This window comes from Atopobium deltae (genome assembly GCF_001552785.1).
GTDB classification, from domain to species: Bacteria; Actinomycetota; Coriobacteriia; order Coriobacteriales; family Atopobiaceae; genus Atopobium; species Atopobium deltae.
In genome coordinates, this window is record NZ_KQ959492.1 from 60,428 (window position 1) to 75,800 (window position 15,373).

The following is a 15,373-nucleotide window of genomic DNA, read 5'->3' on the forward strand; positions in this document are numbered from 1 at the left end:
GACCGTCCAGTCGATCCCCCGACTACTCAGATACAACACTACCCAGACAAAATATTTGGAGTTTCTTATGATTTCTCGTAGAAGTTTAGTTGCAGGCCTCAGCGCTGTTCTTATCGCCAGTTCCTTGGGCGGTCTTGCAGGCTGCGCAAAGGCGCCCGAAAAAACAGCTGGCGGCTCCGCTGCAGGCGAAACGCAAAAGCTTGTGATTGCAGCAAGCCCTTCTCCCCATGCAAAAATTCTGAATGATTTTGCCAAGGAAAAACTTGCAAAAAAGGGCATTGAGCTGGTCGTTAAGGAGTACACCGACTACATTATTCCCAACAAGGTTACGAGCTCGGGTGAGGTCGACGTGAACTACTTCCAGCATCTCAACTATTTGAATAACTACAGCAACGAAAACAAAACCGACCTGGTGGCCGTCGCTCCGATTCACTACGAGCCCTTCGGCATTTACGCTGGTAAATCAAAGGATCTTTCTAAGATTTCCGAAGGTGCGCAAATTGCTTTGCCCAACGATCCCACCAATGAGGGTCGCGCGCTTCTGCTTTTGCAGCAGGCAAAACTCATTACGCTGAAGGACCCCAATAACTACAAGGCAACCGTCAATGACATTGCCGAAAATCCCAAGAAAATCAAGTTCGTTGAGGTCGAGGCTGCAGCGGTCCCCCGTCAGCTGCAGGACGTGGACTTTGCCGTTATTAATGGTAACTACGCTATTGAAGCTGGTTTGCACGTTTCGGACGCACTGACCATCGAGACATCTGATGGTGCGGCCGTTAAGCAGTACGCTAACTATTTGGTCACTACTCCCAAGAACAAAGATGATAAGTGCGTTAAGGCTTTGGTTGAGGTATTGACCTCCAAGGAGTTTAAGGACTATCTGACCAAGACTTTTAATAAGGACGTTTTACCTGCTTAAGACCTGCGACTATAGCTCAGACGCCTACGTCAGGCATCTACACAAGCAGCTTTTTTGAAAACTCATCGGATACACTAACCGCCCCTCATGTTCAGCTCGAACGAGGGGCAGTTTTCTTTACTGATTGCTTACTACTTCTAAAATGTCTTCAACCTTATCAGAAATTCCAAATGTATCGGCGTACCTTCGAAGCCTCCAAACATCCTTAGTATTCTTTTTTAGGTAAAAATTCCATGCCTTTGCAAATATTTCTGGATCTTGGTTTTTGCGTTTTGTACCGTCGCTTTTATCCTTTGTTGCATTGATTTTGTCAATTGCTGTTTGCTTGTCGGCTTGCGGCAGATGCGGCAGCGCTTGGATTTTTGCGATCGCTTTTTGGCGCGGGCGTGCAGGCCCTTTGCAACAATGAAGTAACATAGGTTCTGATCGAGCTTCTTCTCGCTGTCGTCTTTGAAGACCGCAGAGATTGAGTTATCGTCGTTAATCCTCACATGACTAAAGTTCGTACTTTGGGTAATTTTTTAAACAGCGCGATGACCTGCTTTTTTCTTCATCTGTTACGCTATTTTCATTCCCTACGCTCACTTTTTCTTTTGGGACTTTAAAAAGTTTCTTAAACGATGGCGGGGCGTGCGGAACTTGATGTCGAGGTAACTCAAAGTGGAATACTGCCTGCTTGAAACAAAGCACTGCCTTCTCGTTAGTAACTTAAAGCGAGAAGGGCAGTTTTACTTACTCAGACGTGTGGAAAATCATCAATATGGAGACGGTGCAGGGCTACAGCAACAAATTTGCTGAAATGGCCTTGCTTTCAGGCACATATTCAAACGTTTTACCATCTTCTTGTAACAACCAGACCGAACCGCCCTGATGGTTTGCTTCCATGTAAGCGGTATGAAGAATCGCAAACTTCTTCTGCTTTGCATCGTACAAAATATAGATGTTAGGATCATCGGTGGCTTCATAGCGACCATGCACCACAGGCTCTTTATCCTTATTGCCAAGTGTCCCTAGCCCCCATCTGCCCTTATCCTTATCCTTTGAAGGTTTTTTAGAACCCATGGATGGACCGTCAGGCTCAAACGTGAGATAGGTAGGCGCTTCAGAACCATAAGGGTATTCTATAGCGCCATCTGAACGTTTGATCGTGCGAATCTTATAGCTACCTTGAATGTTATAGCCTTGTGTTACAACTTTTTGCACCGTTCCTTGAGAGTTTCGCACAAAGAAAAAGATAACACCACAAAGAACGAGAATGATCAATGCCATCAATGCAAAAAAAACTGGATGACTCTTCACCAATGAAGAAGCTTGAACTTGATTTTCGTAAGTTTTAGTCGTCATTTAAAACACCCTCGATTGACGATAGTCATGGCTGTAGACTTCTTTTGAAGCATTCTTGGCATAAACCCTTGTCTTTCCATTTTCCGCTGATACACAACATAAGGTTTTACTGCATAACAAATATTTGCTTTAACAGTATAAAAAGGCACCTTTTATATAAGTGTACTTTGATTTTCTTTTTAGCGATTCCTCCAAGCTTATAATTTTGGTTATACGGTAGCGAAATAACGGCAAACGGCAAGTATCTCTATATGCCAAAAAAGAGCCTTAAAGCAGCTTATATGCTGCCATAAAATGAAGGCTCTTAACGCGCAATTCACATGATGCAATTACGATACTTGGTATAAAACGCTTGATTTAGAATTTATTCGCTCTTCATACGTCACTGAACGCACGTCACTGAATACGTGTGCGGCAATAAGGACAGACCTTCCAGTCGGCATTCAAGGGGCGGTGACAGGTCGGACACACATTGCGCACCTGTGTGTTGCAAATAGGACAGACAATAAAATCACGATCGATGGGCGTACCACACTTGGGACAAATACCATAGTGAGACAACTGGTGCTCGCGAAGGGCAATGTCAAGATCCTGCTCTTCTCGGTCAACTAAATAGGAGCTGGGGCGCAAAATAACATAGGCCAGCAAACCTACGATAGGCACCACCGAAATAACAGCCCACAGCCACCAAGGCTCGGCGCCTCGGCGCTGTGCATCACGAATTACATAGACGATCGAAAGAACGTACAGCATAACCACGCAAGCAAGCATCAAATACAAAACCATGCGAACTTCGGGGGTAATGAGTTGGTTAATCAGGTCTGACATACGTGCCTGCTCCTTTTGGTTATGTTCTATATACTATCGGTTGCACGCAAAGGGCGTGCAAGATACATACTGCAAAGATTTTAGCAGATGTTTTTGCAAACGGTTACCGACACGCGACGGAATGGCACGATACGCATAATGCCAACAACTAGTGGCGCTTCTCGGCCGACGAGAAGATCATGCGACTGCGGCGGGCTTCTCGTCAGCTGACAATACCAGCTTAGTGACGCATGATGCCAACAACTTCTCCTGCAAGCGTAATGGATCCACAGGCCACAAAAGCAGTAGAGCTCAATGCTTTGCATGCTTCTTCCACGTTTGCAAAGACGCCTTGCGGGTGCTTGCCATGCTGGACAAATAGGTCAGCAAGCTCGATCGCGGCTAAGGCACGAGGCGAGGTAGTCTGCGTCACGTAGATGGCGTCAAACACTTCCGAGAAAAGCGCAACCATACGATTGACGTCCTTATCGGCAAGAGCGGCGCAGAGCAGCGCTGGACGTGCAGTTTTATCGGGCACCAATGAGGTCAGCGATCCCAAAAACGTTTGCACCGACTGCGGATTGTGACAAGCATCCACGAGGGCCAAAGGCGCGGTACGTACCACATCAAAGCGTCCTGGCGTAGGACATGCCATAATCGCATCACGCACAAGTTTCTCGTCAAGCGTGCGACCCAAAAACTGCTCGCAGAGCACAATGGCCAGGCTAAAGTTTGCAACCTGATACGACGGCTTGCGGGCGAGAAGGTCGGTGTAGGTCGAGCGCGGGGTTGTAACGCGGGCGCACACAGCATCGCCAAGCGCCTGTGGCATATGCACAATTTCGTATGAAGACGCTGGTAAGTCGGGATGGGCGCGCATGATATCCTCATGCATTTCGGCCTGCGCTTGCTCGCGGAACTTCGGACGAAGTAGACAGGGCTGCACGCCTTCTGCAGAGGCTTGCTGCAAAAATACATCCTCCACCGAGGCGGGCGTTGCTGTCCCCACCCCCAACACACAGGTTCGACCCGTTTTGATAATGGCGGCCTTCTCGCCCGCAATTGCTTCGAGCGTGTCGCCCAAAATGTGCATGTGATCAAGGCCAATGCCCGTAATGGCCACGCTTTTGATGGAATTCACTGCACTCGTAGCATCCCAACGACCACCCATGCCGCATTCGAGCACCGCAACTTGGACGCCCTTCTCGGCATAGATAACCATCGCGGCCACGGTGAGCGTATCGAACTCGGTGATGTCATAGGGGCGCAAGCCAGCTGCACGGCGTTTTTGATTGACGCGGATGCCCGCCTGTGTTGCTGCCGCGATGCCATGAGCAAAGTCCTGAGGAGAAACCACGCGCCCGTCGATTTCCATGCGTTCGGGATACTCCACCAGTTCAGGTGAGGTATACAGAGCTGTTTTGTATCCTTCAGCGTGCAGCAGGCTGGCTGTGTAACGTGCTGTAGAGGTCTTTCCGTTGGTGCCCGCAATTTGTACTGACGAGAAGTAGCTGTCGGGATTGCCAAGCTCGGCAAGCATGTCTTGCACGGTTTCGAGCAACGGCTCAATGCCAAAGCGCAGCGCGCTTTTGAGCTGCGCCAGCGACTGTTCATAGCTATACTCAGCAACATCAAAGGGTAGCGCGTAGGTTTTGTTCTGGCGTGACACGACTTGAGGTGCGTCGACCTGCTGCGATGCGGCTTGATGCTGCGCGGATTGATCTTTCATATCTTGTTGCATCACGACTGGCCTCGTAATCCCAAAAGGCCCATGGCCTCTTCGCACGTCTTTGCGTTGGTTTTAAAAGCACCGCGCACGGCCGAGGTCAGGGTCGTCGAACCAAAACTTTGTACACCGCGAATCGTCATGCACATATGCTCGGCTCTCAGCACCACCAGCACGCCCAGCGGGTTGAGCACGTCGACAAACGCATCGGCAATTTGTGCCGTCAGGCGCTCTTGTACCTGCAGACGACGCGCATAGCCTTTAACGCAACGACTAATTTTAGAAAGCCCCGTAATGCGACCATCACGCGGAATATACGCCACCGCAGCGGTCCCCACAAAAGGAAGCATGTGATGCTCGCACATCGACGAGAAGACAATGTCTTTGACAATGACCATCTCTTCGTTATGAGGCTCAAAAAACTGCTTACGTAAATGCTGACTGGGATCCTCGTCCATGCCGCCCAACAGCTCTTTATATGCTCGAGCAACACGCGCAGGCGTTTCGCGCAAGGCCTCGCGTGTGGGGTCCTCCCCCAATGCCGATAAGAGCTCTGAGATCGCCGCTTCTACACGAGATGCATCTAATGGCACGATAGCTTCCCTTCGCTTGCGGTATGGTTGACGGCGGACGCGTCGGGCTTCTCGGCAGAAAGCTTTGCGGCACGCACCACATGGTCGATAAGAACGGTGGAGGTCACCGATCCTACCCCACCAGGCACGGGCGTAATGGCGTCGACCACGGGCTCGACCTCGTCAAAGGCCACGTCGCCAATCAGCTTGTTGATCGCGGGATCAAAATGAATGCCCACGTCAACAATAACTTGACCAAAACCTGCAGCGGCTTGGGTAAACATACGGGCTTTACCTGCGGCAACGACAACAATATCGGCAGAGGCGGTGATGTCTTCGAGGCCTGTCGTTTTGGTGTGGCAAATCGTGGTGGTCGCGTGACGAGCGAGCAACAGCGACGCCAGCGGACGGCCCACTACCAGCGAACGCCCAATGACAACCACGTGCTTGCCCTGCAGATCCAGCTGATAAAAATCGAGCAAGCGCATGACCGCCTCGGCCGTGCAAGGCGCAAAGCCAATGCTTTGCTGAGCAAACACACCATACAATGAGGACGGCGTAATGCCATCAATGTCTTTTTCGGGCGCGACGGCAGCGCATACGCGCCGCTCGTCCATCAAAGTGGGCAGCGGACGGAAAATCAAACACCCGTGGATCGAGACGTCCGCATTAATACGCTCGATGACATCGAGAAGATCGCGTGTCGTGCACGTCGGTTCCAACACAAAGCTTTGTACGGCAACGCCTACCGCCTCGGCGCGCTTCAGGATGCCCTTCTCGTACGAAAGATCTTCCGAACGCTCGCCTACACGCACGATGGCAAGCGTCGGCTGAATACCCTGCGCCTGCAGCATCTGACAGCTTTGGGCGCTGTGCTCCTGTAACGAGGCGGCGACGGGAGCGCCTTTAAGAAGTTCTGCCATATTAATTCTCTTTTCGTATTCGTTTTTGTATGGTGTGTGCAAGCGCCTGCGCACGTGGGATCCACTGTTCGCACAGCTCATTACAGGTATTTTCGAGCTCGGTACGCTGCTGTTGATCGGCTAGGTATACCGTATTGACGTAGACGTTAAGGCTCGCTGCCTGCAATGCCGCCTCACACAAAAATGCTGCACAGCCGACATCCGACAATAGCATTGCCGAGCATTTGTTACTCAGCTCTTCGAGAAGTTCGATCGTGGTGCAGCTCAGCTCCATAATCGCAAGGGGCGCTGTGCACGCACCGCGTGTTGCTGCCTGAATTTGTAGCGCACGATTGGAATCACCTTTAGGCAAGCCCCATGCACCCATGAGTAGCTCCACTGCACGAACATCCAAATCAACCTGATACATCAGGCCAGCGGCGAGCTCGTCGGTCTTCTCGATAAGTTGGCGTAAGCGCTCGTCATGCGAGGCAAAGGCTGGTTTTCCGAGCGTAAAACGCGCAGACATTGCGCCGAGCGAAGCTCCGAGGGCACCGACGAGGGCGGCAACCGAACCTCCTCCAGGCACGGATTTTTTGGCAGCCACGGCGTGCACAAAGTCCACGCAGCTCATCTGTGATAAAAAGTCGCTCACATAACCCCTTTCGTTATGCGGTGATAGTGTCGGATGTACGGGCTCCTCGACGTACGGTTTCTCGGGCGGGGCATTTGCAGATATTGGTTAGAACAAACCCGTAATGGTGCCATCGTCGGTCACATCAATGTTGATGGCGGCGGGGACTTTGGGCAGACCTGGCATGGTCATGATGTCGCCTGTATACACCACAATAAATCCTGCGCCTGCAGCTGGCTTGAGCTGGCGCACCGTGATCGTAAAGTTGTCGGGGGCACCAAGGGCCGTAGGATCATCCGAGAAGGAATATTGCGTCTTAGCCATGCAAATAGGCAGACTGGCAAAACCTTGGTCGGTCAGCTGCTTGAGCTGCTTTTGCGCGACTGGCGTAAAGGTCACGCCATCGGCATGGTATACCTTCGTGGCAAGGTCGATGATCTTTTGTTCGATGCTTTCGTCGAGGTTGTAGGCGTAGCGCAGGTGTGCGCTTGGGGTGGCAGCGGTGTCTGAGGTGGCAGCGGCGTCAGCGCCTGAGCTTGTTGCATCGCGCTTATCGCACAGCGCAACCACCGAACGTGCCAGCTCGCGGGCACCAGCGTTACCCTGTGCCCATGCCTCGCATGTCACCAGCTCAATACCGCGTTGCTGACACAACTGCGTAAGCGTAGCAATTTCTGCGGGGGTGTCGCTGGCAAACACATTGAGCGCTACTACCACGGGCAGGCCAAATACCTGCTGGATGTTGTGCACGTGGCGTTCCAGATTGGGAAGACCCGCTTCGAGTGCGACGCAATTTTCGCGGCCCAGGTCGGTCTTGGCAACGCCTGCGTTGTATTTCAATGCACGAATGGTGGCCACCAACACGACAGCGTTGGGCGCTATCTGCGCTTGACGACAGACAATATCCACGAACTTCTCGGCACCAAGATCAGCACCAAAGCCGGCTTCAGTCACTACGTAATCGGCCAATTTTAAGGCGGTCAGCGTTGCCTGCAACGAATTGCAGCCGTGAGCAATGTTGGCAAAGGGACCACCGTGAACGAGCGCGGGCGTGTGTTCGAGGGTCTGCACCAGATTGGGCTTCAAAGCGTCGACCAAAAGCGCGCACAATGCACCCTGCGCCTGAATATCGGCGACCGTCACGGGCTCACGATCGTAGGTGTAGGCCACAACCATGCGCGCAAGACGAGCTTTGAGGTCGGCGATATCGCTCGCAAGACACAGGCAGGCCATGACCTCAGAAGCAACCGTAATGTCAAACCCGTCCTCGCGAGGCACACCATTGGCAACGCCGCCGAGGCCGTCTACCACGTGGCGCAGTTGACGGTCATTCATATCGACACAGCGCTTCCACACGATACGACGCGGATCAATATTGCAAAGATTTCCCTGCTTAATGTGGTTGTCAAGCATAGCGGCACACAAATTGTTGGCCGCGCCAATCGCATGAAAATCGCCCGTAAAGTGCAGGTTAATGTCCTCCATGGGAATGACTTGAGCATAGCCACCGCCCGCAGCGCCACCTTTCATACCAAAGACGGGCCCCAGCGACGGTTCGCGCAGGCAAAGCATGGTTTTGTGCCCCTCGGCAGCAAGCGCATCGGCAAGACCAACCGAGGTGGTCGTTTTGCCCTCCCCTGCTGGCGTGGGATTGATGGCAGTGACCAATATGAGTTTGCCGCGCGCGGGTTTGTCCTTCAGGGCGGCAACGTTGATTTTTGCTTTGGTATTCCCATACAGGTCGAGAAGATCGGGCGATAAGCCCGCGTTTTGTGCTACTTCAGTGATGGGAAGTGGGGTTACTTCGTGGGCAATTTCAATATCCGTTTTTGCCATGACAATCCTCTCGGGTTTGGTGGTGGTGCTGCAGCGGGTACGGGACGTGACGGACTGGCGGAGGTGCGACCTGTGGTGACGGCACGGGTGCGGCACGTAGGCTGGCGGTGGCGCGTGAACTGGCTTAGCTCCACATATCGCGCAGGATTTGCGTGTTAGTTACCACACAAGACACGGGCTGATCGTGAGCTGCAACAGCATGCGCACTTTCTAAACTAAACATCAGCAAGTCGTCACGTGTGACACCGATACTAAAACCATCATACGTCTGTAAGAACTTATCGTAAAATCCACAACCATGTCCAACACGAAAGCCCATTTCATCAAAAAATAAGCCCGGTACCAGCGCTAATGACAGCAACGCAGCATCGGCTCCTACGCTGTTCGCACTACCCTCATCAACATATACCTGCTCAAAAGCATTCGTTGGCTCCCAGATGCCATACGAACTTTTTGCAAAGCCGTAGACTTCAAGCGAACCATCTGCGAGGCGCCGTGCAAAATCATCAATCGCACTCACGCGGTACCAATCAAGACGTCGCGTTTCGTTATTCACACGTGGAAGAGCTACAGGAATATGGCGCTGCCACGCGTCCTGCAGGGCAGCACAAATGTCAACTTCCGATGGTTGCGGCACAAAACCATAAACCATAGTTGTGCGATGCCACTCATCCAAGGCAAAAAGCTGCTGCATAATGGCACTGTCCTGCTCGCGTTTGTGCGAAGCATCCAGCTTGTTCAAGATAATGCGCGCGTCTTCACGCACATAGTTTTTGCATTTTGGTATCAGTGATGTTCGATCGTTCACGTGCCTCACCTAGCTCACGTATGTTGCGTTGCAAAGCAGCAGGGCGCCGCCTAGCTCAAACCAGTAAGCTGCGCCTGCAAGGTTGCAATGCTTGCCTTGTGCGTCTCGGCCTGCTGGCGCTTTTTAGCAACAACCTCGGGAGCCGCTTTGTTGATAAAGCCTTCGTTCGAAAGCGTCTTCATAAGCGACGCGTAGGTCTTCTCGGCAGACGCAAGCTCTTTTTGCAGACGAGCTACCTCAGCCTTAAGGTCAACCAGATCACCGAGGGCAACATAAATCTCGACGTCCTGATATGCCACGCTAATCGATCCCGCAGGCTTGCTCGCTGCAGCGTCTGCTTCGAGCACTAAGCTGCGCACAAAGCCAACGTTGCAGATAAACTCGCGCTGCGTCTCCAAAATTTTCAGCTGTGTCTCCGACGCCTTAATCACCACATCAAGCTCAGCTTTTGGCGACAAGCGATAGCGAGCACGCGTCGAACGCAAGCTCGAAATCACACCACGAGCGAGCTCGAAGCGAAGCTCTGCATCGTCGTTGACAAACTGCTGCAGCTGATTGGGCTCTGGCCAGGCCGCCATCATCAAAAATGGAGCGCCATGATCATCAAGACCAGAGGCGGGCAACATCTGCCAGATCTTCTCGGTAACAAAAGGCATGACTGGATGGAGCAAACGCATGCTCACATCGAGGACGTATACCAAGTTGCGCTGAACGCTCAAACGCTCGTCGGCATTTCCATGCAGCAGGCGCCCTTTGCAGAGCTCAATGTACCAGTCGCACACTTCGTTCCAGAAAAAGCTTTGTAGGCCGCGGGCATACTCGCCAAAATCGTAGGTCTCGAGCTGGGTGGTTGCAGCCTTAACCATGCGCGCCAAACGAGAAAGCATCCACGCGTCCTCGGGGGTCTGTACCTGCGGCGTTCCAGGCATGTAATCGCCCAAATTCATCTGCACGAAGCGACTCGCATTCCAAATTTTGGTGACGAACGACTTAGCTTGATCGGTACGCGGCGACTCAAGCAGCGCACGCGTCTTGGGATCAAGTGTAGCGTCAAAGCGCACGTCCTGGTTGTTGGTGATGAGCGTCAGCAGGTTGTAACGCATGGCGTCCGCACCATAGCGGTCGATAAGATCCATCGGGTTGACGCCATTGCCCTTTGACTTGGACATGCGCGAACCATCTTTTGCCAAAATAGTGGCGTAAATGTACACGTCGTGGAAAGGTACCTCGCCCGTGAAATACAGCGAGCTCATGACCATACGAGCAACCCACAGCGCAATAATGTCGCGGGCAGTGACCAACACATGCGTGGGGTGATGCTGCGCCAGCTCTTCGGGATGTTCGGGCCATCCTTGCGTAGCAAAGGTCCACAGCTGGCTCGAAAACCAGGTGTCCAGCACGTCTTCATCCTGATGAATGCCTGCATCGCCGCAGTTGAGGCAGCAGTCGGGATCATCCATCAGCGCGTCCGACCAACCGCACGCATCACAATAAAAGACAGGAATGCGGTGTCCCCACCACAGCTGACGAGAAATGCACCAGTCCTTCAGATTCTCCATCCAAGTGAGGTAGGTCTGCTCCCAACGCTCGGGATGGATCGTAATCGTTTTACTTTTTACGGCATCGTAGGCAGGCTTCTTGAGCTTCTCGACCGCAACAAACCACTGCTCGCTGAGCCAGGGCTCAAGCGTTGTGTCACAACGATAGCAATGCATGACGGAGTGATCGTGCTCTTCTGTATGGTCGAGAAGACCGTGTGCTTCAAACCACGCCAGCACAGCCGCGCGGCACTCGTCACGAGAAAGACCACTAAAGTCACCGTAGCCATCCACCACGTGGGCTGTTTCATCAAAAATGTTGATTTGCTCGAGGTTGTGCGCCTCGCCCATGGCGTAGTCATTGGGGTCATGAGCAGGGGTAACCTTCACAAATCCCGTGCCGAAACCAGCATCAATGTGCCAGTCCGCAAAAATGGGAACTTCACGATTGACGATGGGCAGCACCACCGTTTTACCTACAAACTTTTGCTTGTCGGGATCCGAAACCGAAACCGCCACGCCCGTATCGCCCAGCATGGTCTCGGGGCGCGTGGTCGCAACGACGATGTAATCTTGTCCGTCAACGGACTCTGCCAACGGATAGCGCAAATACCACAGCTTGCCCTTCTCGTCAGCGTACTCGGCCTCGTCATCCGAGATGGCGGTACGGCAGTTAGGACACCAGTTCACAATGCGTTTACCGCGGTAGATAAGACCGTCGTGGTACCAATCAACAAACACCTTGCGGACGGCGTGCGCATACTCGGGACTCATCGTGAACTTCTCGTCATCAAAATCGATAGAGCAGCCCATGCGGCGAATTTGTTCGACAATGGTACCGCCGTATTCGTGCGTCCAGTCCCAGCAGGCTTCCAAGAACTTTTCGCGCCCTATTTGCAGGCGAGAAATGCCCTCGGCCTTGAGCTTTTTATCGACCTTGGTTTGCGTAGCGATGCCCGCGTGGTCCGTACCCAAAATCCAGCGCGTGGAGCGACCGCGCATGCGGTTGTAGCGGATGTAGCTGTCCTGAATGGTGTCATCAAGGGCGTGCCCCATGTGCAAAATGCCCGTTACATTTGGCGGTGGAATGACCACCGTGCAATCCTGGGTTCCTTTGCTGCGCTGGTAACAGCCAGCAGCAATCCATTGCTTGATGAGTTCTGGTTCGCAAGCCTGCGGATCATAGGTTTTAGGCATCTCTTCCACGGTGCACTCTGCCTTCTTTGTACGGGTATCGGTTGGTCTTTGCAAAATACGCGTATCTAGCAGAATAACACGCCACATACCTTATGAGTATACGCTGCTGCATTGCTTGCAGGATAACCATATCCGCAGCTGCTGCATGACGATCTTCTCGGCTAATCGAAACTTACTCAAAAAGTTGACTAAGTTTCGGATAGAACTACATCATGGCTGCACCGCTGTGCTATATTCTAATCGGAATTAAGCCTAAAATTAGAGTAACTTTCGGAAAGGCGCACAGTCATACTTTTCAACCGAGACAGCTATGTTGATAAACTGGTAAAAAAACAGTGGAATGACCGCATCAAGGTCATCACGGGCGTACGGCGCTGTGGCAAAAGCACGGTTTTGTTTAAGCTCTTTAAGCAGCGCCTTTTAAAAACGGGAATACCCACAAACAACATCATTTCCATCGCATTGGATGATGATCAGCAGCGCGAGCTACGCGATCCCTATGCTCTCTCGGATTATGTGCGTCAACGTTGTACGAACCCTCAGGAAAAATACGTTCTTTTGCTTGATGAAATCCAATATGCCATAGCAAAAGACGAGCTCAAAAACACCAACGAGCCCGTGAAGCGCTATAACATCAAGAACAAACGCTATTTTGAGTATCCTTCAAAGTTTTACTGCACAGACATTGGCCTCAGAAACGTTCGTCTGGGATTACGCCAACAAGAGCAAACGGAACTTCGACCATTTGATGCGATTGATGATTCGTTTACAAAAATCGTCATTTCCAAATCATATGGAAAACGGTGGTTTGACAAGAAGGGCATCCTGAGACTCGGAATTCTTGACTTTTTGCTGGATACTTTCCTCTTGGATAACTAACGATAGCTGCGATATAGCAAGGAACTTTATGTCCCAACTTGATAAACAACTTGATAAACAACTGGATACGCAACACGATGCGCAACGAGATGAACAGCAGGATAAACCCGATAATCCCGCCTTTGCACGCCTCAGACTTGTACTCGGAGACAACGCGCTCAAGACCCTTAACAACAGCTGCGTTATGGTGCTTGGCATTGGTGGGGTTGGCTCAAACTGCTGTGAAGCTCTCGCCCGTGGCGGCGTCGGCAAATTCATTTTGCTCGATCGAGACGTCGTCGAACTCTCCAACATCAATCGCCAGGCGGTGGCGTTTCATAGCACTCAAGGCCAGCGTAAAGTCGACGTCATGAAAAAGATCATCCTAGATATCAACCCCGCCTGCGAAGTGCAAACCGTTTTTGCCTTCCTTCCCAAAGATGTGGGATCCGTACTCGATACGCTACCCCGTCCCGACTACGTAGTAGATGCCATCGATACTATTTCACAAAAACTCGCCCTCGCGCAGTGGTGCCAAACGCATCAGATTCGCCTGATCAGCTCCATGGGCGGTGCCAACAAACTTGATCCCACCCACTTCAAATTTGCCGACATTCACAAAACGACAGTGTGCCCCGTAAGCAAAATCATGCGTAAAGAATGCCGCAAACGAAACATCAAGCATCTACAAGTGTTGTACTCCGACGAAGTTCCCCTTCCCACCTTGCGAGAAGATCGTCAGATCGAAGCCACACTGCCACAGGCGTCGCAAACAACAGCAACACAACCAGAGCTGCCACAGCAAGCAGCGCTATCGCAGATGCCGCAGGCAACGCCCCAATCAAAGCCACAACCGCATCCCGAAAAAGGCTCGATTTTGGGTACGATGAGCTATATCCCACCGATTATGGGACAAATGCTTGCAGGTAAAGTCATGTGCGATCTGTGCGGTATTATCAACAACCAAACAGGTCACCGAGAAGAGCAGTGATCATGCACGAGAAAGCCGCCACATCACAGCCGCCCTCCCTGGCGACGGCACAGGCGCTGTTCGACATGCATTGTCACGTTGATTTTTGTGATGATCCCCAGGCGATCATGAAGCAGGTGCGTGAGCTGGGGCTCTATATGTTTGCAAACACTACAACGCCGCAGGATTTTGTTCATTTCGAGCAGATAATCACAGCTCAACAGACTAGCGCAACGCAGCATAATAGCGTAACACAACAGCCCATCGCACACCAGCCACACATCGTTGCAGGCGTAGGTGCTCATCCCTGGTACATTGCAGATGACAGCATCTCGGATAGCGATCTGCAGCTACTCGAAGAGCTTATACAAACCCACATTCTTATCGGCGAAATTGGCTTGGACTTCTCGCCCAAACACTGCTCAGCCGAGCTGCAGTTCCCCGAACACTACGCATCCGAGCGCCGCCCAAATGCAGCAAAAGCACGTCAGATCATAGCATTCGAAAACATATGCAGCGCCACAGTCAAGGCCGCGCAGATCGACGGGCGCAAACGCATCCTCTCAATTCATGCGGTACAGGCGGCTGATGCGGCGCATGACATCCTTGCAAAAACAAAAGCGCTCGAAAACTGCATATGCATCTACCATTGGTTTTCTGGTTCGGGAAATGTCCTTGCGCAGGCAGTGCATGACGGATGCTATTTTTCGGTCAATCAAAAAATGCTCGCAACGCGCCGCGGGAAATCCTATGCGCAACAAATTCCCACAACGCAACTCTTGCTCGAAACGGACATGCCCTACACAGGGCAAACAAACATCTCAGCAGCCGATATCACAGCAACCCTGCAGCAAACGCTGCATGCGCTTTCAACACTTCGGCAGCAATCCCCTGCCACTTCAAGCTTTATTGCCGAGAAGACCGTCGAGCTTGCTGCCACTATCAGCGCAAACTCACAAGCAATCTTTTCGGCGGCGCTGTAAGTACGTGTCCAGTAGAATGCCCATGAGCTACATGCGACAACATACGGAACCCTGACCCGTAAGCCATACTTATAAGAACCGTTAACCGATTTACTTAATTTGCTACTGCTTGTTACAATCTTTGAAGCTTAAATCTATGTTAAAAGATTTTGATAAACGTGTCAGTTTTTGTATGGGTTCACGCCTTTCAGTAGGGGTCCTCTATGAAAAAGCAGTTTACTTCAAAGCTTTTAGTTGCGGGTTTGTTAGCTGCAGCAGTTCTTTTTGTTGGTAGTTCCT

The 15,373-nt window shown here is 51.7% G+C and carries 14 protein-coding genes; 4 read left to right on the top strand and 10 right to left on the bottom strand.

Translation table 11 applies throughout. The features are described from left to right. Positions 1–67 precede the first annotated feature (67 nt). On the top strand, positions 68–919 hold the full coding sequence (locus HMPREF3192_RS03525; RefSeq protein WP_066305399.1) for a MetQ/NlpA family ABC transporter substrate-binding protein: 852 nt from the start codon (positions 68–70) through the stop codon (positions 917–919). A 117-nt stretch (positions 920–1,036) separates the two neighbouring features. On the opposite strand, the gene HMPREF3192_RS03530 is transcribed toward HMPREF3192_RS03525, so the two are convergent. The 10 genes from HMPREF3192_RS03530 to HMPREF3192_RS03575 all read right to left on the bottom strand — a co-directional run bounded on the left by HMPREF3192_RS03530 (position 1,037) and on the right by HMPREF3192_RS03575 (position 12,292). Beyond that, on the bottom strand, positions 1,037–1,336 hold the full coding sequence (locus HMPREF3192_RS03530) for a hypothetical protein (RefSeq protein ID WP_066305402.1): 300 nt from the start codon (positions 1,334–1,336) through the stop codon (positions 1,037–1,039). 360 nt (positions 1,337–1,696) lie between these two features. Next, entirely contained in the window at positions 1,697–2,263 is a 567-nt protein-coding gene (locus HMPREF3192_RS03535) for a hypothetical protein (protein WP_066305406.1), read from the bottom strand. 396 nt (positions 2,264–2,659) lie between these two features. Beyond that, the gene (locus tag HMPREF3192_RS03540) at positions 2,660–3,091 is read right to left on the bottom strand and encodes a zinc ribbon domain-containing protein (protein ID WP_066305408.1); all 432 of its coding nucleotides are present in this window, start codon (positions 3,089–3,091) and stop codon (positions 2,660–2,662) included. Positions 3,092–3,311: 220 nt separating this feature from the next. Next, positions 3,312–4,811 (bottom strand): bifunctional folylpolyglutamate synthase/dihydrofolate synthase, encoded by a 1,500-nt coding sequence (locus HMPREF3192_RS03545; RefSeq protein ID WP_231723352.1) that lies wholly within the window; start codon positions 4,809–4,811, stop codon positions 3,312–3,314. Next, positions 4,811–5,389, bottom strand: a complete 579-nt coding sequence (gene folE, locus HMPREF3192_RS03550; RefSeq protein WP_066305410.1) for a GTP cyclohydrolase I FolE — start codon at positions 5,387–5,389, stop codon at positions 4,811–4,813. The genes HMPREF3192_RS03545 and folE overlap by 1 nt, the downstream gene beginning before the upstream one ends. Next, positions 5,380–6,291 carry a bifunctional 5,10-methylenetetrahydrofolate dehydrogenase/5,10-methenyltetrahydrofolate cyclohydrolase gene (locus tag HMPREF3192_RS03555; protein WP_066305412.1) on the bottom strand — a complete coding sequence of 304 codons (912 nt, stop codon included), beginning with the start codon at positions 6,289–6,291 and terminating at the stop codon, positions 5,380–5,382. The genes folE and HMPREF3192_RS03555 overlap by 10 nt, the downstream gene beginning before the upstream one ends. Position 6,292: 1 nt before the next feature. Beyond that, entirely contained in the window at positions 6,293–6,925 is a 633-nt protein-coding gene (locus HMPREF3192_RS03560; RefSeq protein ID WP_066305413.1) for a cyclodeaminase/cyclohydrolase family protein, read from the bottom strand. 87 nt (positions 6,926–7,012) lie between these two features. Continuing rightward, positions 7,013–8,740 (bottom strand): formate--tetrahydrofolate ligase, encoded by a 1,728-nt coding sequence (locus tag HMPREF3192_RS03565; protein WP_066305416.1) that lies wholly within the window; start codon positions 8,738–8,740, stop codon positions 7,013–7,015. Between the two features lie 124 nt (positions 8,741–8,864). Then, on the bottom strand, positions 8,865–9,548 hold the full coding sequence (locus HMPREF3192_RS03570) for a 5-formyltetrahydrofolate cyclo-ligase (RefSeq protein ID WP_066305418.1): 684 nt from the start codon (positions 9,546–9,548) through the stop codon (positions 8,865–8,867). A 50-nt stretch (positions 9,549–9,598) separates the two neighbouring features. After that, positions 9,599–12,292 (bottom strand): valine--tRNA ligase, encoded by a 2,694-nt coding sequence (locus tag HMPREF3192_RS03575; protein WP_066305441.1) that lies wholly within the window; start codon positions 12,290–12,292, stop codon positions 9,599–9,601. Positions 12,293–12,631: 339 nt separating this feature from the next. Here HMPREF3192_RS03575 and HMPREF3192_RS03580 point away from each other — a divergent pair, with 339 nt between their 5' ends. From HMPREF3192_RS03580 to HMPREF3192_RS03590, 3 genes are read left to right on the top strand one after another with little or no spacing between them, the layout of a single operon-like run. Beyond that, entirely contained in the window at positions 12,632–13,162 is a 531-nt protein-coding gene (locus HMPREF3192_RS03580; protein ID WP_269447686.1) for an AAA family ATPase, read from the top strand. A 28-nt stretch (positions 13,163–13,190) separates the two neighbouring features. Beyond that, positions 13,191–14,132: a tRNA threonylcarbamoyladenosine dehydratase gene (locus HMPREF3192_RS03585; RefSeq protein WP_082715619.1), complete on the top strand. Its 942-nt coding sequence runs from the start codon at positions 13,191–13,193 to the stop codon at positions 14,130–14,132. A gap of 2 nt (positions 14,133–14,134) precedes the next feature. After that, positions 14,135–15,094 (top strand): TatD family hydrolase, encoded by a 960-nt coding sequence (locus tag HMPREF3192_RS03590; RefSeq protein WP_066305424.1) that lies wholly within the window; start codon positions 14,135–14,137, stop codon positions 15,092–15,094. Positions 15,095–15,373 lie beyond the last annotated feature (279 nt).